This window comes from Bartonella sp. ML70XJBT (assembly GCF_028618425.1).
GTDB lineage: Bacteria > Pseudomonadota > Alphaproteobacteria > Rhizobiales > Rhizobiaceae > Bartonella.
On record NZ_JAQISX010000004.1, the window covers coordinates 1 to 23,077 of the forward strand.

Sequence of the window (23,077 nt, forward strand, 5' to 3'; positions counted from 1 at the left end):
GATAAATCCGTGGTAAATGAATGGTGTTCATTAATCAGTGTTTGATTGTCATCTTTATTCTCACGCAACCATGCTGCTGTAATATACGCCTGTGAGGAAGTCGCCATGCCAGAGCCAAATTCATACCCTAAAGATAACCCAACCTCACTGCGCAGTGACGTAAAGGGACGTACATCACCTCTCATGTCATTCGATAACTTGATTTCTTTTCCCTCAACCTGCAACCAAGTAAATTGTCCATAAGGCTGCAACCAACTGCTCTTGGACGTCTGAAGTCGATAACCTGCTTCAAAGGAGGTTCCCACCGCCCATTGCTTATAACTTCCTTCAATCCCTAAACCATTCGTGGAAACTGCCTTCAGACTATTTTGATAATGATTGTATTTTAAAAGAGCATCCAGATACCATCCACTATGATCCACATACGTGACATAAGCCCCAATGCCATAACTATTGATACCACTGGTACCACCCCGAGTATGTGCAACACGAGCATGATCATAACTGCCAAAACCACCTATATAAAACTCTCCATTTGCCCACTCGCTTAAGCCATTGATCCCTAACACAATCCCTGTCTGATCGAGCTTAAAATCTATATGCTCTGTCGCAATGCTCTCTTTTGCTTTAATTGCATAGCCCCATAAAGCCGTATTCCTTTTATTTTTATCTAGAACTCCTCTTCCCGCACGTACGCTTTGTATTTCATTGTGAAATATCATTGCTGGAGCTACAGACATAGACAATACTGCATCTGTAGAAGGCGTGGTTAAAAACTGAGAACCTGAAAGCTTCTCACTCAATTGTGGAGAAGGTTGTTTCTGATTACTTGGACGCAAAGTCATCTCATCTGCTAAAGACTGAGAAGAGACTGAAACAGCAGCCTGTGGTGTGTCAGAAGAAAGAGAATGTGGAGATGATGGAGGCAATACCACATGCGTCTGATTTTCTTGAGAAGAAGATATCGAAACACTAGAGACATTTTGTGCTTCTCTTAAATGACGTGGAGGCCGTTTCTGGGGTTGCTCTTTTTTAGGGGGACGACGACCAGCCTTTTTCCCTCCTGAAGAATCACCTTGTTTAGACTGTGTTCCCATATCAGCAGACAATGCAACAGGAACCTTCATTTTCTTGTTGACACACTGTACCTCAGAATTAGAACGTTCCGTATCTCCAGAAGCTCTAGCTAAATACCAAGTTGTGGAACTACCACTAGAATTAGCACATCTACCTCTCTTCTCCAAAACATACTGATATGTCCCACCATCAACAGCTGTAATGTCCTTTCCTGAAAGATCTGCCAGAGTAAAATTAGCTCCTCCATCTGGTCCTCTATCGGTAATTAATGGAATCTCAGTAACAAAACTATTCCTTTGTGAGAGAGGACTTGTAATTTCACGACCAGAATCGGCAACATTTATTTTGTGATTACCAGCTCCCTCATCAATCAACAAGTAATCACTCGCATCCCATGTAGCACTAATATTGAATCGAAAATGCAAATTTCCTGAAAGTTTCTCAACATGAAGTGAAATATGACGTGGATCATACGGAATAGAAGTAAAAATAACAGTTCCATCTTGTCCCCCTAAATCTTCAATTTTAATCTGAGGTTTTTCTCCTATATTCCGTTCACCAACATCAAATATTGTTTCCACAGGTCGTCCCTCTATAGGAATCTTTTTCTTATGAGTGTGGTTTGTCCTATCACCAGCAAACAAATAAAGTTCTCCGTGATTATTGACCCTTATTTCTCCAACAACTTCTTGTGCATTAGCGTGGAGCCACGATTGGGCATAATCCATAATTGTTAAAGTATCTACAAACCCTCCAGGATATACTACCTGAGTAGCATGATCCTTCAAAGTAGTAGACAAAGATTCTCCTAGTGCTAAGACATGCTGTCTACCATTTCCTGAGACCTCTGTATCCATTGCTCTTCCCCCCTCTTTTCTCTCTCCCGCATAAAGATTTTGTTCTCCGTTATTTCCTACTTTCGTATTCAAAGCCCATGCACCATCATACACATTCTGCTGTCCTACCGCTCCCCCCTCGCCAGAAACGCTAGTATTATATGCACTGCTTCTTCTAACCACACTTGTAAGATCAATATTTGGCTCTTCATGAACAAACTGCTGACCTCCAAGAATTTTAGCTTCAAAAGCATTCCCTCCGCGCACAACTATCTGCATCCCTCCATTTTTAATAGTGGATCCCACGGAAGTTGCTCCATTTTCAACAATTTCAACACCCCCATCTTCGATTGTAACCTTATTGCTGACAGTACGACTAATTAGTGCTGAACCTTTTGGTACAGTTCCTCCAGGTGTCATAGTTTCTAATCTTTCTAGCTCTTCACTCTTTTTCGCAATTGCACTTGCAGATTGTGCAAGACAACTACTGATCATCAATACTGAAAAACTTAACTTGTATTTATATCGCATTATCCACACTCCACTCTCAATTATTTAGACAAATATCCCGCGGCTACGCAGGTAGCTCGTTTTAGATTGTATCATAATGTGTTTTATTTATGTCTAAATGCAATTTTTTAGTGTATTTTTTAATTTAAACAATTTTTAGTTGTGTTTATAAACCACTAAAAAACGCTAACTGAAAGCAGAAAAACTAAAAAATTTAAATTGTTTATTTGAATTAAAAGAATAATTTTCAGGTTTGTATTTGAAATTATGGATGAAAAAATGCCCGTGCCCTTTAACGGGATCACCACCCCTCACGTAAAAGAGAACGTCATTGGGATGCTCATGCGCTTGTTTGAAAGAAACATCTCTTAATATGCTAAGCCTATATTTTCCAGACGCCGACAATGAATAGCATAATTGCTAAAAATCCATTGAACACTACCATTTTTACACTATGGAGTCGGCTCCTTCAAACACTTTACCAGCTCTAAAACGTTGCGATAGTTCTTAGCTCTTAAAGTGATTTATCAGAAGCATTTTTAGTCCTTTCTTGTACAATTTTGCTCCACACGGTTCTTCCCCACCTTATGACGTGCAAGAAAGTGATTTTGATTGATCAAAATGGAGTAGATTTAGAATGAGAAAATCCTACAATATTCAAGACTCTCATTCAACATACAAAAAAATGAACACTCTTAATTAATACCTTGCTTCAAAAGAGAGTATAAAGGCATCCTTACTGTTTGAAAAGGTCTCTATACTCTCAAAAAGACATCGTAAAGTGTTATCTGTTTAAGCTTGTAAACTTAGTCAGTTGTGTAAAGGTGTATTTAGAAACTATAGCGTAATCCTAAAATACCTTGAAGAGCATTTTTAATCTTATGTCCTTTTAGATAATATGCTTCCGCATAAAGTGTTAGGTTATCATTGACCGAACTGTTTAAACCAATTCCCAATTTACCCGCACTACCCGATAAGTCTGTGATAAATTTATGCTGGTTATTAATTATCGCGTGATTATTATTTATATTCTCACGCAACCAAGCTGCCATTATATAAGCTGTTAATGAAGTTTCTGAATTCACAAAAAATTCATGTCCTGCCGTCAATCCAACTTCACTACGGAATGAGATCAATGGACTTAGATCACCGATCATTCCATTGGAAAGTTTTATTTTTTTACCTTCCACCTGTAAACCTGTTAACTTGATATAAGGCTGCATCCAAGTATTTTGAGCTGGTTCAAAATAACAACCAATCTCAAATGATCCACCTATCGCCCACTGATTGTAATGACTTTGTATTGCTAAACCATTCGTTGATATGGCTTTCAAATTATCTTGATAATAATTATATTTCAAAACACCATCCATATACCATCCACGATGATCAAAATAAGTTGCGTAAGTTCCAATGCTATAAGAGCTTACATCACTCCTCCCCCCTCGTGCATGAGAAACACGTGCTTGATCATAACTGCCGAAGCCACCAATATATAACTCTCCATGCCTTAATTCATTCAACTGATCAGCACCAAAGACTAAACCTGTCTGCCCAAGCTTAAAGTGTGTGTGGCCTGTCGCAATACGTTCTCTGCTCTTAATTCCATAAGTCCATAACTCGATATCTTTCCTATTTCTGTTCCAAATTTTTCTACCATTCCGTACAATTTGCAATTCATTGTTAAAAATAAGTCCAGGGACTACAGACAACGTTAATACTGCATCCGTAGAGGGAGTGGTTAATGTTCCACCAGGAATAAATGGATTTGTAGGATCTGGAATAGAGTTTTCTGGTCCACTAAGGCGATCTGCCGATAAAAACCAAACTTTTCCATTTTCATCCTTTCTTTCTTTCAGTCCATACATATAAGTTCCACCATCAAGGGCGTTAATGTTTTCTCCCTTAAGATCTGTCAGCGTAAAATGCGCTCCACCACTTTGATCAGTAATTAAATCACGCTTATTTGAAAAAGGATCTGTGATTTCAACGCCAGAATCAGCAACACTTATCGTATGCTTCCCTGCGCCTTTCTCAACGAAGAGATAATCTCCACGGTTTTGGGCAAGCGTGGTATTCAATGAGAAATGTAAACTTCCTGAAAGATTATTCACATGAAGCTGAGAATAATAGGGATCAGAACCCGTAAATGCAAAAATAACACTCCCCTCACCACTTAATTTTTGTATCAAAGAGCTTTTTCCATCAGACTCATCCGTGAGTGAATACAGTTTTGTCTCTTTTCCATTTAAAAGAATATCTTCTACTGTGGTGCGATGTTGTTCATTCCCAGCATAAAGATGAAGCTGCCCAAAATGATTTACTTGTGTCTTGCCTTCTAATGTCGCTCCAGCATGTACCCATGATTTTGTCTCATCATTCATTGTTAGATTTTTTACAGATCCACCCGTATATATTTCCTGCATAGCGCTCTCATTTAAAGTGACTCCAATGGCCTGACCGCCTTTTAAGATACGCTGTTTGCCACCAGAAAAAACTTCTGTATCAAATGCAAAACCACCATTCTTTGCATCTTCAGACTTTTTTCCAACCTCTTGGATGCCCCCTTGCATAACTTTTGTATTCCAAACTTTACCCCCGTCATATACTTTTTGTTGACCTAATGTTTCCTCTTGTCCATAAATGACTGTATGAGAAGCGCTACTCCCTTTAATCTCTCCTCCAACATCCCCCTCCCCGAAAACAAGCTGCTCCCCACCATAAATTTTAGTCCCCTCTACTTTTCCTCCATTTCCAACACTTTGCTGTCCGCCTTCTTTAACGACAGCATTTTTCGAAAATCCTTGTTTTCCCTTTAAAGCCTGAACATTCTCAATTCCACCATGTTCAATTTTACTATTCTCACTGAGGCCTCCTGCATATACATAAAGCTCCGCACCATTCTTTACTGTGTTATCGATAGACCGCCCTGGACTATCAATCTCACCATCATTTGAAATGTATGCTTTACCCTCATTATCAAGGACATAATTTTCAAGTCGTGCCCCATCTTTAATGAAGATAAGCTCAGGTTTTTTAAGAAACGCAGTATTTTGTGCTCGCGCATTATCTCCAACATAGTCGCGACGATTGCTATCAAGCCCCTTCTGGCTCGCAAATATTCTAGCACCCTTAACAAGAGTAAAATTCCTAGGCTTTTTAAAAAAGCCTAATTCATTGTGTCTTCTTATAATGAAATCATTCGATGCTCCAAGGATGCATCTTCCTGTTTTCATATCTTCATTATATTGATCGTGAAATACTTGACCATTTCCATTACTTGAAGATTGACAAAAAAGCGGTATCCCCCCCTCATTTGCGGCAGCTACCTGTACAAAACAGCTGCTCAACAAGAGTGCCCAAAAATTGCGTTTCCATTTATATTGTGTAGCCATATCCTCCCCCCTCTTTACGCCTGCATAGACACCAAACGTAACTAGCTCTACAAAATATATTTTCAACCTTAGATTGTAATAATTCTTCTAAGTATCCTCATCATTTCGTTCAAAGAACTATTCTTTATAATCTTTTCGATGTGTTTTTGATCGAGAATATAAGGAAATTCTTGGACTTCTTCAAAGTTTTTTCACCAAATAAAAAAGTAACACATCATAAACTATAATATAAAAAATGGTATACAATCTGTCATGAAAAGCGAGTCTGCACGCTCTGAAAAATTGTTTATGCTTTATTTGAGACTTTTAAAAACAATTATACATTTGAAAGATAACTATACTCTTATAATTAGAAACTATAGCGTATTCCTAAAATGCCTTGAAGGGATTGTTTTGTCTTACGCCCTTTAACATAATGAGCCTCACCATATAACTTCAACTGCTCACTCACAAAACTACTTAAACCTATGCCTAATTTACCCGCATTACCGGATAAATCCGTGGTAAATGAATGGTGTTCATTAATCAGTGTTTGATTGTCATCTTTATTCTCACACAACCATGCTGCTGTAATATACGCCTGTGAGGAAGTCGCCATGCCAGAGCCAAATTCATACCCTAAAGATAACCCAACCTCACTGCGCAGTGACGTAAAGGGACGTACATCACCTCTCATGTCATTCGATAACTTGATTTCTTTTCCCTCAACCTGCAACCAAGTAAATTGTCCATAAGGCTGCAACCAACTGCTCTTGGACGTCTGAAGTCGATAACCTGCTTCAAAGGAGGTTCCCACCGCCCATTGCTTATAACTTCCTTCAATCCCTAAACCATTCGTGGAAACTGCCTTCAGACTATTTTGATAATGATTGTATTTTAAAAGAGCATCCAGATACCATCCACTATGATCCACATACGTGACATAAGCCCCAATGCCATAACTATTGATACCACTGGTACCACCCCGAGTATGTGCAACACGAGCATGATCATAACTGCCAAAACCACCTATATAAAACTCTCCATTTGCCCACTCGCTTAAGCCATTGATCCCTAACACAATCCCTGTCTGATCGAGCTTAAAATCTATATGCTCTGTCGCAATGCTCTCTTTTGCTTTAATTGCATAGCCCCATAAAGCCGTATTCCTTTTATTTTTATCTAGAATTCCTCTTCCCGCACGTACGCTTTGCATTTCATTGTGAAATATCATTACTGGAGCTACAGACATAGACAATACTGCATCTGTAGAAGGCGTGGTTAAAAACTGAGAACCTGAAAGCGTCTCACCCAATTGTGGAGAAGGTTGTTGCTGATTACTTGGACGCAAAGTCATCTGATCTGCTAAAGACTGAGAAGAGACTGAAACAGCAGCCTGTGGTGTGTCAGAAGAAAGAGAATGTGGAAGTGCTCCTTTAATCATTTGACTGCCCAGAGTTGAAACGATTGAAGAAACAGAAGTTGAGGATTTTTGACTCAATTTGTGGCGGTTTTCTTTTTGACGTGGCAATTTAATCGTATGCTCTTGTGTATTGGTCAGAGTTGAAAGAGAAGAAACCGGTTGATTTTGACTTAAATGCCGTGCAGATCGGCTTCTCCTCCGTTTCTCTCTTGGCGTACTATCCATGTAAACTGCGGTCAAATACCAAATTTTCCCCTCTTCATCCTCAATATTTTTGTGTTTTAAGCCATAGGTATAAGTTCCACCATCAACCATTCCAATTTTTGCACCAGAAAAACTTTGTAAGGTAAAAGATGCGCCGCCACTTTGATCCAAAATTAAATCAAGTTCTGTTGAAAAAGGATCAGCAATTTCAATACCAGAATCTACGACATTTATTGTGTGAGAACCACTCCCATTCTCAATAAAAAGGTAATCACCTTTTCCTTCTGCAAGACTGACATTAAAATCGAAATGGAGACTCCCCGAAAGATTATCAACATAAAGCTTGGAGTAATACAAATCATCTTCAGAAGAGGTAAAAATGACTTTTCCTACACCACTTAACTGCTTAATGTGTGTACTTTTGTCGTCAAATTCACGAGAAATGGAGTATAATTGAGCTTCTTCTCCATTTAGATTGATATTTTCTGCTTTAGTTTGTTGATGATCATCTCCAGCATAAAGGTGGAGTCCACCAAAATCCTGAACCGCTATTTCTCCTCCTAATATCGCACCAGCAAAGACCCATGAATTGGCTCTCTCTTCAATTGTCAGATTTTTTACAATGCTCTCAGCATGGACTTCTTGAGCACCACCAGTGCGTAAAATTACTGCATTTGCTTCACCCCCTGCTAATACCCTCTGTACACCACCCGCAAAAACCTCAGTCTTTATGGCTAAACCACCGGCTTTTTCTGCAAAGTTATCATCATCGGGAAACCATTTAGCAAGAGTTTGTATTCCTCCACTCATCACTTTTGTTCCCACTGCCATTCCATCATCATACACATTCTGCTGTCCGGGTGTGTCCCCTTGACCATAAATTATCGTATCATAGGCACTGCTTCCAACAATCCCACCGTTCTCGTAACTATCTCCCCAAATCAGCTGATCACCACCGTAAATTGTAGTCTGCAATGCTGTTCCTCCTCCTTCTACCTTTTGTTGCCCGCCATCGTAAATAATCGTAGAACTTGAAATTCCCTGTTCTCCAATAAGCTCAGAACCACCACGTTCAACTGTTGTATTTTCACTGAAACCACCTGTTTCAACATAAAGTGTTCCAGATCCTGCAACTGTAGCGTTCATGGATTGCTTAAGCGCACCTTGCTCTCCATCATCAGAGATATAAACTACCCTGTCATCATCAAGCAAAAAGCTTTGTAAAATGCCTCCTCCTTCACGAATACTGAAATTAATGACATCAGAATATGGATCAAAATTAATATTAACATCTTGTGACGGTGTGATATTTTCTTCTTTTTCAGGAAATTTCTCTATAGCCGTATGAGATGAAGGAGTTACAGAAGTAGAAGTTGTTTCCAACGGCGCTAAATACCAAGTCTTTCCACCGTTATGATCTTTCGTCTTTAGAGTATACATATAGGCTCCACCATCAATTGTACTAGCCTTTTCACCAGAAAAATCTGTCAGAGTAAAATGCGCATTTCCGCTTTGTTCATGAATTAAATCAAGCTCTAAAACTAAATTCTGGTTTTGTAGAGAAGAATCGGCAATTTCAATACCATAATCAATCACGCTTATTGTGTGATCTCCTTCCCCCTTTTTGATAAGGAGATAATCACCGCGCTGCTCCTCAAAATTGGTGTTCAATCTAAAATGTAATTTCCCTGAAAGATTACCGACCTCAAGTTTAGAGTAATGTGGATTCAATACCGTAGAAGTAAAAATAACACGTCCATTACCACTTAAGTTCTCAATTAAAGAACTTTCATTGTCCATATCAGAAGCGATAGCGTACAATCTTGTATCTCTGCCATTTAAAACAATTTTTTCGACTTCAGTACGAGATCGCTTAGCGCCAGCATAAAGATAAATTCGCCCAGAATCATGAATCATAGTGCTTCCCTCTAATGTTGCACCAGGATGTAACCATGATTGTGCTTGATTCTTAATGATTAAATCTTTTACATAGCCCCCTAAATCTATTTTCTGAAAAGCATTCCCTTGTAAAAGAACACCAAGAGCTATTCCCCCCGCTAAAACGTGTTGCTCTCCACCAGAAAAGACCTCTGTATTAGATGCAAAACTGCTATAATCATCGAGATCTCCTTCTACATAAAGATTTTGTACCCCTCCTGCCTTAATCTTTGTATTAAAAACTTCTCCAGCATCGTACACATTCTGATATCCTCTCACCCCGTTTTTACCAGAAATGATAGTGTCATAAGCGCTACTTCTTACCATCTCCCCTTTGACATCAAAACTTCCTGAAACAAACTGCTCACCACCGGAAATTTTAACCCCTTCAGCTTTTCCCCCCTCCTCAACCTTTTGTTTTCCTCCTTTCTTGACGATACTATCTTGTGAAAGACCTTGCCTTTTAATAAGCTCAATCCCGCCTCTTTGAATTGTCGTATACAAACTAAAACCACCGTTATAAACAGAGAGCGTTCCACCATCTTTAACTGTATTACTAATTGAAGTTTCTCCATTGCTCTCAACTTTTTCGCTGCTCATGTCAAAGCTAGGATCCGTAATCGTAACAATCATTCCCTTTTCAATAGTCAATTCTGTAAGTTCATCCGGTAATGAAGAAGTAGATGACTGTAAGCTAAAATCAGAAAACAAAGAGGTATTTGTCTTATCAAGAGCATAATTTGCATCTAAATACCAAGTTTTACCAGTGCCTTTATTGTTTCTATGTTTCAAATGATATCTATAGGTTCCGGCATCAATCGTTTCGATTTTTTCACCAAAAATATTTGTCAGAGTAAAATGAGCATTTCCACTGTGATCAGAAATTAATTTAAGCTTTTTGTGAGAAGAATTTATAATTTCACGTCCAGAATCAGCCATGCTTATTGTGTGAGAACCAGAGCTTCTTTCTTTAATGACAAGATAATCGTTAAGGTTCTTGGCAAAGTTAACATTAAAATCGAAATGGAAAGAACCTGAAAGATCATCAATATTAAGCTCAGAGTAATGCTTATGAGCCCCTAAAGAGGTAAAAATAACTCTTCCATTTCCTTTTAAATTCTGGATATTAACCTGAGGTTTTTTGCTATTATCTTCAGAAGCAATAATGTAGAGTTTGGTATCTTCTCCGTTTAAATTAAGATTTTCTACTTCCGTAACAGCTTCACCATTTCCAGCATAAAGATAGAGGCTGCCAAAATCATGAATATTTATATTCTTATCTAATATTGCACCAGCAAAAACCCACGATCGTGCTTGATGATTAATTGTTAAATCATCCGCGTATCCAGCATCATATATCTTCTGAATCGCTCTATCGTATAAAGTAACTTCGCTCGCATTCCCTCCTGCAAAAATATTCTGCGCCCCATTTTTAAAAAGTTCGGTATTTAGTGCAAAAGCTCCCTCATTGATTGTAAAGCCTTCATCCTCTGTATCGACTGCATCAGAATCTTCTGAAAAGCTGTTATTAAAATTCTCTTGACCATCAAGATTTTGAACACCCCCTTTCATAACCCTTGTGTCAACAGCTATCCCCCCACTATAGACACTTTGTAGTCCTGGCATTCCATCTGCTGCATAAATTTCAGCGCCATAAGCACTACTTTCCTTATCTTTACGCAACAAGCCATCTCCAAGGACTCCCTTACCCACAATAATCTGCTCACCTCCATGGATTTTAGTCCCTTCAGCATTTGCGCCACTTTCAATAATTTGTTGCCCCCCTTTTTTAACAAAAGCATATTCGGAAGTACTTAAGCTTTGGACAAACTCAATCCCACCATGCTCAATTGTTGTATCCCGACTAACACTGGCCGCATCAATGTAGAGTTTCCCCCCCTCTCGAACCGTATTATTGATAGAATAGCCTGCATCTTCATAGCTAAAGCTATTTATTTTAGATCTTTCAGAGTCACGATTGGTAATATAGATCGTAGCATCATCGCTTATTATTGAACTTGTAAGGACTTCAAAAAACAGATTTTCTTCCCCCTTCCTTTCCTCCTCTGAAAGCTTACTTTCTTCTATTGTCTTTTCATGCACTATCATTTTTGCCCCCCCTGTCTTTTCTTTTAATCCCCTCACTTTTGATAATAATTTTCTTGTCTCTTCTAGATGTTCATTGATAGCTACTGGTGTTAATAGCTTTTCTTTTAATGTCGCTACGCCATCTGCATTTGCAATCTTGATAAAAAAACTACTGGTCATTAACGCATAAAAACTTAATTTCAATTTGCGTTGCATTATCCACACTCCATCATTCCAAATTTTAATCCCCCCATTTAGAAAACAGTGCATAGACCAAAACAACATTCTGTAATGGCTCAACCTTCTATTTTTTTTTAAGATAATCAAGCAGTCGATGATTAAGCTCTGACAGATAAAATGTACACAATGTGTTTTAAAATGTATGCACAACCAAAAGATTTATTTTTAAAGCATACACTTTAAAAGTGTTGTAATTATATTCATAAAAAAAATTTAATATTTTTAAAACACTAAACACTAATTCTGTGAATAAGATTGATCCTCAATAGATAAAAATGGCCTTAAATTTTAAAGGAAATAGCACTGTGAATGAAGAAAGCCTTTATGAGACCGTATTTTTATTTCTCAGCATTTAAAATAGTTTCTTTATTTTATTCAATGTTGATAATCAAAAATACTTATTGATGTCCATCAGTCCGTCAGCATTGTTCAAATATATTAAGAAACATCATAATATCGACTCGACACTGATTTGAAATTTTTATAATTATAGTTGGTTAATTCATATTTGATTTGTCATATATTGAAAGGGACATTCTATTCATGTCTATAAACTTAGAAATGCAAGGTACAAACAACAGAAATTCCCCTCGTCGCATTTTGTTTGCAAGCCTTATTGGCCCAACAATTGAATTCTTTGATTTCTATGTCTTTGCCACTGCTGCAGCGCTCATATTTCCTTATGTATTTTTTCCAACACAAAATGATCAGGTTGCCATTTTACAATCTTTCCTGATCTTTGGAGCAGCCTTTTTTTCTCGGCCCTTTGGATCAATTGTCTTTGGACATTTTGGAGATAAAGTTGGAAGAAAAGCGACACTTATAGCCTCTCTTCTCACAATGGGCCTTTCAACCGTCATTATTGGTTTTCTTCCTACGTATGAAACCGCTGGATGGTTTGCCCCCTTCCTCTTAACCTTGTGCCGTATTGGACAAGGAATGGGATTAGGAGGAGAATGGGGAGGAGCTGTTTTGCTCGCAACAGAAAATGCCCCTCCAGAAAAGCGAGGCTGGTACGCAATGTTCCCCCAATTAGGCGTTCCTATCGGTTTGTTTTTATCCATTGCTGTTTATTTAGGTCTGTTATACTTTCTCGATCATGATGCACTTGTCGCTTGGGGATGGCGCATCCCTTTCATTGCTTCAATTGTTTTCATGATTATAGGATTATGGGTTCGTCTTTCAATCAATGAAACTGTTCAATTCAAAAAAAATCTTGAAAATAAAGAACGTGTCAAAGTTCCTATCATCGATGTCTTTTTAAAATGTCCACGAATCTTATTTCTTGGAATATTTTCTGGCATGGGAACATTTGTTTTGTTTTACTTGGTTACTGCATATTTACTAAGCTATTCAACAAATCATCTGCAGTTGTCATATTATCAAGCTCTTCAAGTCGAAATTGTCGGTGCTATTTTCTGTGGAATTTTTACGATCATTACTGGAAAACTCTCTGATCGTATTAGACGGAGAACTTTGATGATTTGGGTTACAATCATCACCGGTATCTATTCTTTTGCAATTCCTTATTTCTTAAATTCTGGAGTTTTAGGAGTCCTTGCAATGTCTGTCATTGGTTTGTCTATCATGGGAATGGTATACAGTCCTCTTGGTGCTGTTTTGGCTTCACCATACCCAACAGCCATTCGATACACAGGCTCTTCCATTACTTTTAACTTATCCGGTATCGTAGGAGCCTCTCTTGCACCTTACATTGCGGAATATTTAGTGCAACATTTTGATACGTCTTATATCGGCTATTATTTGCTTTTTGCTTCTTTTGTTTCACTGATTTGCTTTGTCGGATTTACAGATGATGAAATATCCAACTAAAATGTAATAACAAAAAATAAAATAAAGACTGGTAGAAAAAATGCTGCCAGTCTCATTTTTAAAGACATAGGTTGCGGTATACTCCACCACAATATTCCTGCAAAAAATGCACTTAAAAAGAAAAATAAAAAATCCGCAACATTGCTCATATCAGCAACAGCAAACATTTCTGATAGAATATGCGTTGTCCCTAACCACGAAATGCAAAAAAAAGCCAACATCACAGCCCATAAAACAAGCAAAATTCGATCAATAATCATCATTATGCCGTTTCATTTTTTTATTATAGACCATATCTTTAGCATGCCTAAAAGAAAAATCACAACAAAAACCCAACGCCCTCCCCCTGATCCTTCCGCAATAAAAAGTGTTGGATTTACGATTCCTACCAATCCTATAAAAACCAGAATAAAAGATACGAGACGCATTAAATCTGTTTTTCCCAACGACAATCTTTGCTCTGTTGCCAATATGTTAAATTATGATTTTCCATTTTATATTTTTTCCACTGTGCTCGAGCAAGATTCAACTGCTCATCATTTTTACCATCAAATAACACAACAAGACGTTGATAAGCATCAATATCCGAACAAACAGCTCCCTCTATGAGAAAACGAATCTTTGAATCATTGGGATTTTCTTGTCCTGTCGTTAAAAATACAGGCTGAAAGTTTGAATATTGATCACACTCAGTTCCATGTCCAATAAATGATTCATCTGCATAAACCCATAAATGCATATCTATAGAATCGCATTGTTCTTTACTCACACATTGTATGGTTACCTTACCAAAACGGACCAACGCCCGCTCCACAAGCGTTGGTAAAATATCTTTCAGCGTTGACTGCGTCAAATGATAGAATAAAATATCCAACCTCTTAAACCCTCATCACTCTTTAATAAATAACGCGAACACCTTTTTTAGAAAAACTTCTATATCCCTTATATAAAAGGAAACGGTTCAAGATATAAACCTCTTTTTCGATTGAGGTGCATTTTTGATTGAAGTCATTATCTTTTTATTTGTGACTTTAAAAGACTCCTTTAAAGATAATTTTTTTATTTTCAAGGTTAATAAAAAAATTAAGCTATTCTTTGGAATTTTTGTAGACTATCGCGGAAAATAAAATATAATGTGTGAAAAAAAATAAAGGGAATTTAACGAGCAATTTTATATTATTTTTTTGCTAAAAATGTCCAATCTCTAAAAGGGTGTTTTTTTAATTTTATTACATTTTAACCGAAAGCGGTAAAAGTATTTTCTATCGAATTAAAGACTGAGGGTGTTTCCCAATTTATGTGTATTATTGAGTTCTACATCCTAAGACGTGTCTTTGTTTTGTTTAGTTCTGTCATGATTGCAGCAGTGGGCGTTAGTTGGACGGTGCAAATTCTTGCACGGATAAACTTTCTCACAACAAGTAAACAAACATTCCTTACAGTCTTGCAATTTTCACTCTCATTGGTTCCTTCTGTTATTTTTCTTGTCATTCCATTTGCATTAGTGATCGCAGTTACAACTATCCTTTCAGCAATGAATCAAGACTCAGAACTTGCTGTCATCAATGCCTCTGGTTTTCCTAAAAGTACTGTTTGGAAACCTATTCTCCTTCTTGCTATTGTTGCATCATGTATCTCCTTTTCTATCTCTAATTTTATTGTTCCTCAAGCGCGTCTTCATATGCGACAAATGCTAGCGAGTGCTCATTTTGATCTTATTAATCTGTTCATTAGTGAAGGAAGCTTTCAAAAACTTGCCAATAACCTTTACATAGAAATTGGGGAACGGAATCCAAACGGAACACTTGAACGTCTTTTTATTGCCGACCAGCGTGACCCTAAAATGGATCTTTTTTATTATGCAACAAAAGCCTCCATTATAAACAATCAAAATGGTCGTTTTTTAATCCTCAATAACGGTGAAATAGAAAGGGTCAACCATCAAAATAATAGCGTTTCAATCGTTCAATTTGGCGCATATACCTTTAGCTTAGGGGAGTTTATTCCCAGTGATAAAAAAACTACTCTTTATCCAAAAGATCGGTCTCTTTCTTATTTACAAAACCCTGACCCAAAGGATCCCTACTATCAACGAAAACCACTCCAATATAAAGCTGAGTTTCACCGCCGACTAACGCAATGGCTCTATCCGATCGTTTTTTCACTTATTGCATTAGCAGCAACAGGGAATGTACACTCTCATCGACAAGCACGCTATTTAGCAAACTTCTTAGCGATTGCTTTTTCTTTTCTGGTCTATTGGATAGGATATTTTTTCGCCGAAAAAGCGAAAAACGACCTTGCATATATCCCTTTCCTTTATATTACACCCATAGGAACAAGTATATTTGTCTTTTTTATACTTTTAACGAATCATAAAATTGGGCTCCCTGCAAAATTTAACGAGGTATTTCAAATCATTTTTCAAAAAGTAGTGAATAAATTTGAACATCGAAAATCTCAAGATTCTCCGGATGAAATATCATGATTGGATGGACACTTGGACGCTATTTTTTTATACGTTACCTTAAAATAACGTGTTATTTTTGTGGGAGCATTTTGGTCCTTGCTCTTTTAATCGATTTCACAGAAAATTCTGGGAGGCTAGCTTCCCTTCCACATTATACAGCAAAAGATGCATTTCTCCTCTCTGTTTTACGTATTCCTTTTATTATGCAACAACTTATCCCTTTTATTGCACTCTTTTCTGCAATGGCAACGCTTATCTCGCTTAACAAAAAACTTGAGCTTGTAGTTACTCGCTCAATCGGTGTTTCTGCATGGCAATTTCTTATGCCGGCTTGTTTGGGCGCTTTTCTTTTAGGATTATTATCAATTTTTCTCATTAATCCATTTGCTGCATGGGGGTTTTCTCAAGCAGAAAAAATGATGACTGAATGGCGTAATAATAATATCCTAACATCTCTTCATAATACCCGTATCCACTGGTTAACACAGCGTACAGATTTAGGCAGAACAACCATTGGTGCTAAATTTATTATTGATCAAGGACCTTCTCTTCTCGATGCAACCTTTGTACAATACAAAGATGACGCAACAGTTAAAAACTGGATTAACACCCCAAAAGCAACCTTAACCAATGGCGCTTGGTTCTTAACAAATGGCACAATCTATAAAATAGGACATCCTCCTGAAAAATTTACCGAGTTGAAAATAAAAACTAATCTAAAACCTGAATTTTTAACGGAACGTTTAATGAATCCCGCAACTATTCCATTTTACCAATTGCCTAAAAAAATTATGATCGCACGTTCATTTGGTTATTCTGCTAATAATTTTGATATGTATTTACAATCTTTGATTGCCTTACCAGCATTGCTTGTGGCAATGACTCTCATTGCAGCAACTGTATCTTTAAATTTTACGCGTTTTGGGCAATCTAGAACGTTGATTCTTGGTGGCGTAATCGCTGGATTTATGCTTTATGTTATTTCTGTACTCGTTCAAGCTTTTGGTAATGCTGGATATATTCCGCCAATTATTGCCGCTTGGACACCTGTTGTTATTGCATTATTCTTGGGAATCTCTTTTTTACTTCATAAAGAGGACGGCTAAGTGAAAGCATTAACGTGTAAGAAACTCATTTTAATAAAATTAAGTACTCTCGCTTTTAGAAGTGTTATGGCGGTTATTTTAGGGGGGGCGTTGCCTTATTGTGCACACGCTCAAAACCTTATGTCTCCTGCTCAAAGCCGCATTCAAAACTTAGAGCGTCCTCTTTTGCTCTCTGCGGATGAACTCATCTATAATCGTGATGAAAACACTGTTTCTGCACAAGGGAATGTCCAAGTTGAATTTAATGGCAATAAAGTTGTCGCTCAAAAAATCATATATAACCAAAAGACAGGACGGCTTATAGCACAAGGAAACGTTGAAATTACTCAAAAAGATGGGAATAAAATTTATTCTAATCAAATTGATATGACCAAAGATCTTGGCGAGGGGTTTGTAAACGCCTTACGGATTGACACAGCCAACAATGTGCATTTTTCCGCTCAAAATGCTACACGCCAAAACAATCAGATAACAATCTTTGAAAATGCATCCTATACAGCCTGTGAACCTTGCTCTTATAAACCAGATAGAGAGGTCCTGTGGAAAATTAAAGCCAGAAAGATTATATGGAATAATAGCGTTAAAAAAATTCGGTTTGAAAATAGCAGTTTTGAAGTTTTTGGTGTACCAATTATAAAATTTCCAAATTTTGAACTCTATGATCCAACTGTCAAGCGTGCTAGCGGTCTGCTTACACCTCATTTTTTCTATACTGATTATCTTGGTATGGGGATAAAGAATTCTTATTTCTGGAATCTCGCTCCCCATTATGATTTCACGCTTTCTTCTACGGTTTATACTCAACAAGGACTTTTAACCGAAGGGGAATGGCGTCAACGTTTAAAAATGGGCAGTTATAACATTCGCTTTGCTCATATATATCAAATGAAACCACATAGATTTGACAATGATACGATTGATGCGCAGCATAAAAACCGTTATATGCTAGCGACTAAGGGGGACTTTCGTATTAATTCACACTGGACTTATGGATGGGATCTTCTTGCACAATCCGATCGGCATTTTAGTCGTGCCTATAAACTTGAAAACTATAGCAATCCTACACAACTTTCTCAGATCTATCTGAATGGTCTTGCAGGAAAAAACTATTTTGACATGCGTTTTTACCATTTTAAAATTCAAGACTCGATATTAAATGATCCTCATTATGAACGTCACTCTCAACAAGCATGGGTTCTACCACGCATCGATTATTCTTTTACACCAGATGAGCCCATTTATAATGGAGAGCTTACCTTCCATAGCAATATACAATCAATTTACCGGCGTCATGCGGACTTCGGTTCACCCGACTGGAACAAAAATCCTCTCAATACTGTACGACTTTCCGGTATGGCTGGAAATAGTTTGCGTTTAACAAATGAGCTTCAGTGGAAAAAGCGCTTTAACACACACAACGGACTCATATTAACCCCCCTTCTCTCTCTACGGGCCGATATCCTTACAATCAATGGACAAGAAAATCATGCTGCTTCTGGAGAAAACAATGCCTTATCTACAATTCGTGGCTCAAAAATTCGTGGCATGGCAACAGCAGGATTAGAAGCACGCTATCCCTTCCTCATTACAGTAGCTCATTCTACACATATTATAGAACCAACCGCACAAATTTTTATACGCAATAATGAACAATATATCGGACAACTTCCTAATGAAGATGCACAAAGCTTTGTTTTTGATGCAACCACTCTCTTTCAACGAGATAAATTTTCTGGTTATGATCGTGTAGAAGGTGGGACAAGAGCCAATATAGGTTTAAGATATTCTGGAAGCTTTAATAATAATTGGTCTCTTTATGGCCTTATTGGACAATCCTTTCATCTGGCTGGAAAGAATTCTTTTGCAGAAAAAGACCTTATTAATGTCAGTATTCATTCTAGCTTAGAGGCAAAACGTTCAGACTATGTTGCAATGTTTGGTGCAACCCATACGAATGGTTTTTCTTTAGAAACGCGTGGACGCTTTGACAAAAAAACAGGAAAAATCCGTCGTAGTGAAATTGAAGCATCACAAAAGTGGAAAAATTTTTGGGCTTCTGTACAATATGCTTATATCGCAAGCCAACCGAATTACGAATATCCACAAGAGCGTCAAGAAATTTCTTTTCAAACAGGCTTTAAGCTGGCAGACTATTGGTCCATTAATAGCAATGCTGGTTATGATCTCGTATCTGGTACATTTATAAAACGAGGAATTAGCTTGAATTATGCCGATGAATGTTTCGGAGTCACCTTCGGTTATCAACAGGTAATGAATCCGGGAAGAAAAACACCTTTGCAGAACTTTAATTTCTCTCTTTCATTGCGTACAATCGCAGATATCGGAAAAAAGATAGATTCAAATTTATAAAGAGAATGTATAGCTGATTTAACTTATTATTGTTTTTATGAAAGAAAACGTATAGTTTAAGTTATTGATGGAAATTAATAAACAATGCGAAAGCTTATTTACATGAATAAATTGAAAAAGCGTGTTCTTGCTTTATTTTGTATTACGTCTTTGAGCGTAAGCAGTCTGCTTATAAATGAATTTTTGATTCCGACAGCCTTTGCGCAAACGACTATTGTTGTTACAGTTAATGGTAATCCTATCACAAATTATGATATACAAAGGCGTGTTGCATTTCTCAGACTGCAACAAAAGCAAGGAAATTTGATAGCACAAGCTAAAAAAGAGCTGATCGACGAAGAGCTAAAAAATATTGAAATAAAACGCCGTAATGTTGAGGTCAGCAATGATGAGGTTGATAGAGCTTTTGAGAACTTTGCAACGCAAAATAATATGACAATTGATCAGCTCAACCAGATTCTGATCCAAAACGATATTACTGTGCAACATTTCAAAGATTACATCCGTGGACAAATAGGGTGGGGGCGTCTTGTTAGCGCACGCTATCAAGCTCAAATGGGGATGATTAGCGAACAAGAAGCTGTACGCAGAATATTAAAAAATGGTGGTGTTAAACCTTCAACAAACGAATATACATTACAGCGCATTATTTTTGTTATTCCAGCACATCGTCGCTCAGAAATCTTTGAAAGACGTCAAAGAGAAGCAAGCAATTTCCGCGCACATTTCCGTGGATGTGCAAATTCTCACAATCAAGCAAAGGGTATTTTAGATGTTACAATCCGCAACTTAGGAAAGTTTCTGGAACCTCAACTTCCCAGTGCATGGGAGCAAGCTATTCTTGCAACACCTGCTGGAAAAATGACAAAATTACAAGAAACATCTGATGGAATCGAAGCAATTGCTGTTTGCAAAATAAAAAGGGTTTCTGATGATTATGTCGCTCGGCTGATATTTTCTCTTCAAGATAATAAAAACAGAAGCCCGAAAAAACTTGAAGAATTAAGCGAAAAATATTTAGAAGAATTGCGGCACATCGCACGTATTCAATAATGACTGCTCTTGTTGTTAGTGGTGGTGATCCTGCCGGAATTGGTCCTGAAATAGCTCTAAAAGCTTGGGATTTGCGTATTACCCGCCATGTCCCAGCTTTTGTGCTTATCGCTGATCCAGATGTTATTCGTTCGCGCGCTCGTTTTTTACAGATGAATGTTGAGGTTGAATCTGTTTTAAACACCAATCCTGTCAAAAATTTTCAAAATGCTCTCCCTATTATACCCTTAAAAAATAAACAAAGTCATCAATTAGGTTTTTCTTCTGCAAATAATGCCGCTGGAATCATTGAGTCTATTGAGCGCGCTGTTCAATTGATTCAAAGTGGACATGCTTCTGCATTGGTTACTTGTCCTATTGCCAAAAAGAATCTTTACGATGCCGGTTTTCAATTTCCAGGACATACAGAATTTTTAGCCGATTTAGCCCATAAAGCTTTTCATAAATCTTATCATCCTGTTATGATGTTAGCAGGACCTCGATTAAAAACGGTCCCAATAACTGTTCATACTCCACTTAAAGATGTTCCTTCACAGCTGACCCGTCATTTAATCATTCAAACGGCCTTCATTACTGAATGTGACTTAAAAACACGATTTAAAATAACGTTACCTCGGCTTGCTATCGCTGGTCTTAATCCTCACGCTGGAGAAGAAGGTACAATGGGAAAAGAAGAGTTTGAAATTATCACGCCTGCTATTGAATATCTTAAAAAGAAAGGACTTAATATTACAGGTCCGCTTCCTGCCGATACAATGTTTCATGAATGCGCAAGAAAAACATATGATGTTGCTCTTTGCATGTATCATGATCAAGCTCTTATCCCTATTAAAACATTAGATTTTGATACCACCGTTAATGTCACCTTAGGGCTACCTTTCATTCGTACGTCTCCAGATCACGGAACTGCTTTTGATATTGCTGATAAAGGGATAGCTTCTCCTGAAAGCTTTATTGCTGCTCTCAAACTTGCAAATCAACTTGCAAAAAATAATTCGATACCATGCCAATAGATAATCTCCCTCCTCTGCGTGAGGTCATTAATACATATGGGTTACAAGCCCATAAGTCTTTGGGGCAAAATTTCCTTTTTGATCTGAATTTAACAACTAAAATTGCTCATCAAGCGGGAAATATAGAAGGAAAACCTGTTCTTGAAATTGGTCCTGGTCCTGGAGGGCTCACGCGTGCTTTGCTAGCAAAGGGCGCGATTGTAACAGCAATAGAGCGTGATGAGCGCTGCATACCAGCTCTCTTAGAAATAGAAAAACATTATCCGAACAAATTAAAAGTTATTTGTAATGATGCACTAAAACAAGATTTCTCAAAACTCTTTGAAAAATCTCTAGAAAAACCACGCATTATTGCCAATCTTCCTTATAACATTGGAACACAACTCTTACTAAATTGGCTGTTAGTGGAACCATGGCCTCCTTTTTATGAATCAATGACATTAATGTTTCAACGTGAAGTTGCCAAACGAATTACGGCCAAACCTCAATCTTCTCATTATGGACGTCTTAGTGTCTTAACTGGCTGGCGTACTACAGCTAAAATTGCTTTTGATGTACCTCCTCAAGCCTTCATACCAGCGCCGAAAGTAATTTCTTCCGTTGTTCATATCATTCCGCGGCCTCAACCTCTTGTTTGCTCTGCACAAAAACTAAGCTTTGTCACAAAAACTGCTTTTGGACAAAGACGAAAAATGCTTCGTCAAAATCTTAGAACTCTGGGAGGTGAAATGCTTTTAAAAAAAGCAGGTATTGATGGAACACGCCGCGCTGAAACACTTTCAATTTCTGAATTTATAACTTTAGCGCATCTCGTACCCTAAAAAATGCACCTTTCATTAGGCTATTTTTTAATAAAGGCGTTTATCAATCTTTTCAGCAATAAGCTCATCAATAAAAGGGCCAAGAAAAGCACAGCGCTCACGTTTTACTGTTTCGGCTAAATAAATCGATTTAAGAACAGATAAAGATTGATCTAAATCCTCATTAATAACCACATAATCATAAGAACGCCAGTGCTGTAGTTCTGTTCGTGCATTCTCTAATCGTAAATTGATGATATCTTGACTATCTTCTGCACGACGATGTAAACGCGAAACAAGCTCTTTCATTGATGGTGGGAGAATAAAAACAGACACAGTATCCCCTCGCATCTTTTGTTGTAACTGCGCGGTGCCTTGATAATCAATATCAAATAACATATCACGACCAGCACTCAATGCATTTTCAACAGTTTCACGTAACGTGCCGTAATAATTCCCATGAACTTCTGCCCATTCAATCAATTCATCTCTATCACGTTTATATTCAAACTCTTCCTTTGAAATAAAGTGGTAGTGGAGTCCATCTACTTCACTGGGACGCTTTTTCCTTGTGGTTACACTGACAGAAAGCTCTAATCGTCCATCTTTTAAAAGCAACCGAGAAATTGTTGATTTACCAGCACCTGAAGGTGAAGAGAGAATAAATAAGAAACCACGGCGTTGATTTGTTTTTATCGTATTCAATTCACTTTCAAAGGCTATCATTACATCACTCTGCTTT

Annotated in this window: 14 protein-coding genes; 7 read left to right on the forward strand and 7 right to left on the reverse strand. The window is 37.6% G+C overall.

Features of this window, described 5'->3' with window-relative positions:
• From bafA (PVV65_RS02765) to bafA (PVV65_RS02775), 3 genes are all read right to left on the reverse strand, one after another.
• Positions 1 to 2,444, reverse strand: a 2,444-nt coding sequence (gene bafA / locus PVV65_RS02765; protein WP_273789127.1) for a BafA family autotransporter, incomplete at its 3' end; no start/stop codon positions are given.
• Positions 2,445 to 3,253: 809 nt separating this feature from the next.
• Positions 3,254 to 5,818, reverse strand: coding sequence for a BafA family autotransporter (bafA, locus tag PVV65_RS02770; RefSeq protein WP_273789128.1), 2,565 nt, complete (start codon positions 5,816 to 5,818; stop codon positions 3,254 to 3,256).
• Between the two features lie 349 nt (positions 5,819 to 6,167).
• Positions 6,168 to 11,666, reverse strand: coding sequence for a BafA family autotransporter (bafA, locus tag PVV65_RS02775; RefSeq protein WP_273789129.1), 5,499 nt, complete (start codon positions 11,664 to 11,666; stop codon positions 6,168 to 6,170).
• A gap of 567 nt (positions 11,667 to 12,233) precedes the next feature.
• On the opposite strand from bafA (PVV65_RS02775), the gene PVV65_RS02780 reads away from it, so the two are divergent.
• Positions 12,234 to 13,523 carry an MFS transporter gene (locus tag PVV65_RS02780; protein WP_273789130.1) on the forward strand — a complete coding sequence of 430 codons (1,290 nt, stop codon included), beginning with the start codon at positions 12,234 to 12,236 and terminating at the stop codon, positions 13,521 to 13,523.
• Here PVV65_RS02780 and PVV65_RS02785 read toward each other — a convergent pair.
• The 3 genes from PVV65_RS02785 to PVV65_RS02795 are packed head-to-tail and all read right to left on the reverse strand — an operon-like array spanning position 13,520 to position 14,397.
• Positions 13,520 to 13,783, reverse strand: coding sequence for a hypothetical protein (locus tag PVV65_RS02785; protein WP_273789213.1), 264 nt, complete (start codon positions 13,781 to 13,783; stop codon positions 13,520 to 13,522). The two genes, PVV65_RS02780 and PVV65_RS02785, sit on opposite strands and share 4 nt — an antisense overlap.
• Before the next feature lie 12 nt (positions 13,784 to 13,795).
• Positions 13,796 to 13,951, reverse strand: coding sequence for a hypothetical protein (locus PVV65_RS02790; RefSeq protein ID WP_273789131.1), 156 nt, complete (start codon positions 13,949 to 13,951; stop codon positions 13,796 to 13,798).
• Positions 13,951 to 14,397, reverse strand: a complete 447-nt coding sequence (locus tag PVV65_RS02795) for a DNA polymerase III subunit chi (RefSeq protein ID WP_273789132.1) — start codon at positions 14,395 to 14,397, stop codon at positions 13,951 to 13,953. The genes PVV65_RS02790 and PVV65_RS02795 overlap by 1 nt, the downstream gene beginning before the upstream one ends.
• Positions 14,398 to 14,820: 423 nt before the next feature.
• Between PVV65_RS02795 and lptF the strand changes: the two genes are divergently transcribed.
• From lptF to rsmA, 6 genes are all read left to right on the forward strand, one after another.
• Positions 14,821 to 16,011 carry an LPS export ABC transporter permease LptF gene (gene lptF / locus PVV65_RS02800; protein ID WP_273789133.1) on the forward strand — a complete coding sequence of 397 codons (1,191 nt, stop codon included), beginning with the start codon at positions 14,821 to 14,823 and terminating at the stop codon, positions 16,009 to 16,011.
• On the forward strand, positions 16,008 to 17,099 hold the full coding sequence (gene lptG, locus PVV65_RS02805; protein WP_273789134.1) for an LPS export ABC transporter permease LptG: 1,092 nt from the start codon (positions 16,008 to 16,010) through the stop codon (positions 17,097 to 17,099). The genes lptF and lptG overlap by 4 nt, the downstream gene beginning before the upstream one ends.
• The gene (locus PVV65_RS02810; RefSeq protein ID WP_273789135.1) at positions 17,100 to 19,469 is read left to right on the forward strand and encodes an LPS-assembly protein LptD; all 2,370 of its coding nucleotides are present in this window, start codon (positions 17,100 to 17,102) and stop codon (positions 19,467 to 19,469) included. It begins immediately after the preceding gene.
• A gap of 102 nt (positions 19,470 to 19,571) precedes the next feature.
• The gene (locus PVV65_RS02815) at positions 19,572 to 20,522 is read left to right on the forward strand and encodes a peptidylprolyl isomerase (protein WP_273789136.1); all 951 of its coding nucleotides are present in this window, start codon (positions 19,572 to 19,574) and stop codon (positions 20,520 to 20,522) included.
• Positions 20,522 to 21,535: a 4-hydroxythreonine-4-phosphate dehydrogenase PdxA gene (pdxA, locus tag PVV65_RS02820; protein WP_273789137.1), complete on the forward strand. Its 1,014-nt coding sequence runs from the start codon at positions 20,522 to 20,524 to the stop codon at positions 21,533 to 21,535. The genes PVV65_RS02815 and pdxA overlap by 1 nt, the downstream gene beginning before the upstream one ends.
• Positions 21,526 to 22,356 (forward strand): 16S rRNA (adenine(1518)-N(6)/adenine(1519)-N(6))-dimethyltransferase RsmA, encoded by an 831-nt coding sequence (gene rsmA / locus PVV65_RS02825; RefSeq protein ID WP_273789138.1) that lies wholly within the window; start codon positions 21,526 to 21,528, stop codon positions 22,354 to 22,356. The genes pdxA and rsmA overlap by 10 nt, the downstream gene beginning before the upstream one ends.
• A 27-nt stretch (positions 22,357 to 22,383) precedes the next feature.
• Here the strand turns inward: rsmA and gmk are convergent, their stop codons facing one another.
• Positions 22,384 to 23,061, reverse strand: a complete 678-nt coding sequence (gene gmk, locus PVV65_RS02830; RefSeq protein ID WP_273789139.1) for a guanylate kinase — start codon at positions 23,059 to 23,061, stop codon at positions 22,384 to 22,386.
• Between the last annotated feature and the right edge of the window lie 16 nt (positions 23,062 to 23,077).

Excerpts from the sequence above, each read along its gene's own strand:
- bafA (WP_273789128.1), bottom strand. The coding sequence starts at position 5,818 with ATGGCTACACAATATAAATGGAAACGCAATTTTTGGGCACTCTTGTTG.
- gmk (WP_273789139.1), bottom strand. The coding sequence starts at position 23,061 with ATGATAGCCTTTGAAAGTGAATTGAATACGATAAAAACAAATCAACGC.
- lptF (WP_273789133.1), top strand. The coding sequence starts at position 14,821 with ATGTGTATTATTGAGTTCTACATCCTAAGACGTGTCTTTGTTTTGTTT.
- rsmA (WP_273789138.1), top strand. The coding sequence starts at position 21,526 with ATGCCAATAGATAATCTCCCTCCTCTGCGTGAGGTCATTAATACATAT.
- PVV65_RS02780 (WP_273789130.1), top strand. The coding sequence starts at position 12,234 with ATGTCTATAAACTTAGAAATGCAAGGTACAAACAACAGAAATTCCCCT.
- lptG (WP_273789134.1), top strand. The coding sequence starts at position 16,008 with ATGATTGGATGGACACTTGGACGCTATTTTTTTATACGTTACCTTAAA.
- bafA (WP_273789129.1), bottom strand. The coding sequence starts at position 11,666 with ATGCAACGCAAATTGAAATTAAGTTTTTATGCGTTAATGACCAGTAGT.
- PVV65_RS02785 (WP_273789213.1), bottom strand. The coding sequence starts at position 13,783 with ATGATTATTGATCGAATTTTGCTTGTTTTATGGGCTGTGATGTTGGCT.
- PVV65_RS02815 (WP_273789136.1), top strand. The coding sequence starts at position 19,572 with ATGAATAAATTGAAAAAGCGTGTTCTTGCTTTATTTTGTATTACGTCT.
- pdxA (WP_273789137.1), top strand. The coding sequence starts at position 20,522 with ATGACTGCTCTTGTTGTTAGTGGTGGTGATCCTGCCGGAATTGGTCCT.
- PVV65_RS02790 (WP_273789131.1), bottom strand. The coding sequence starts at position 13,951 with ATGCGTCTCGTATCTTTTATTCTGGTTTTTATAGGATTGGTAGGAATC.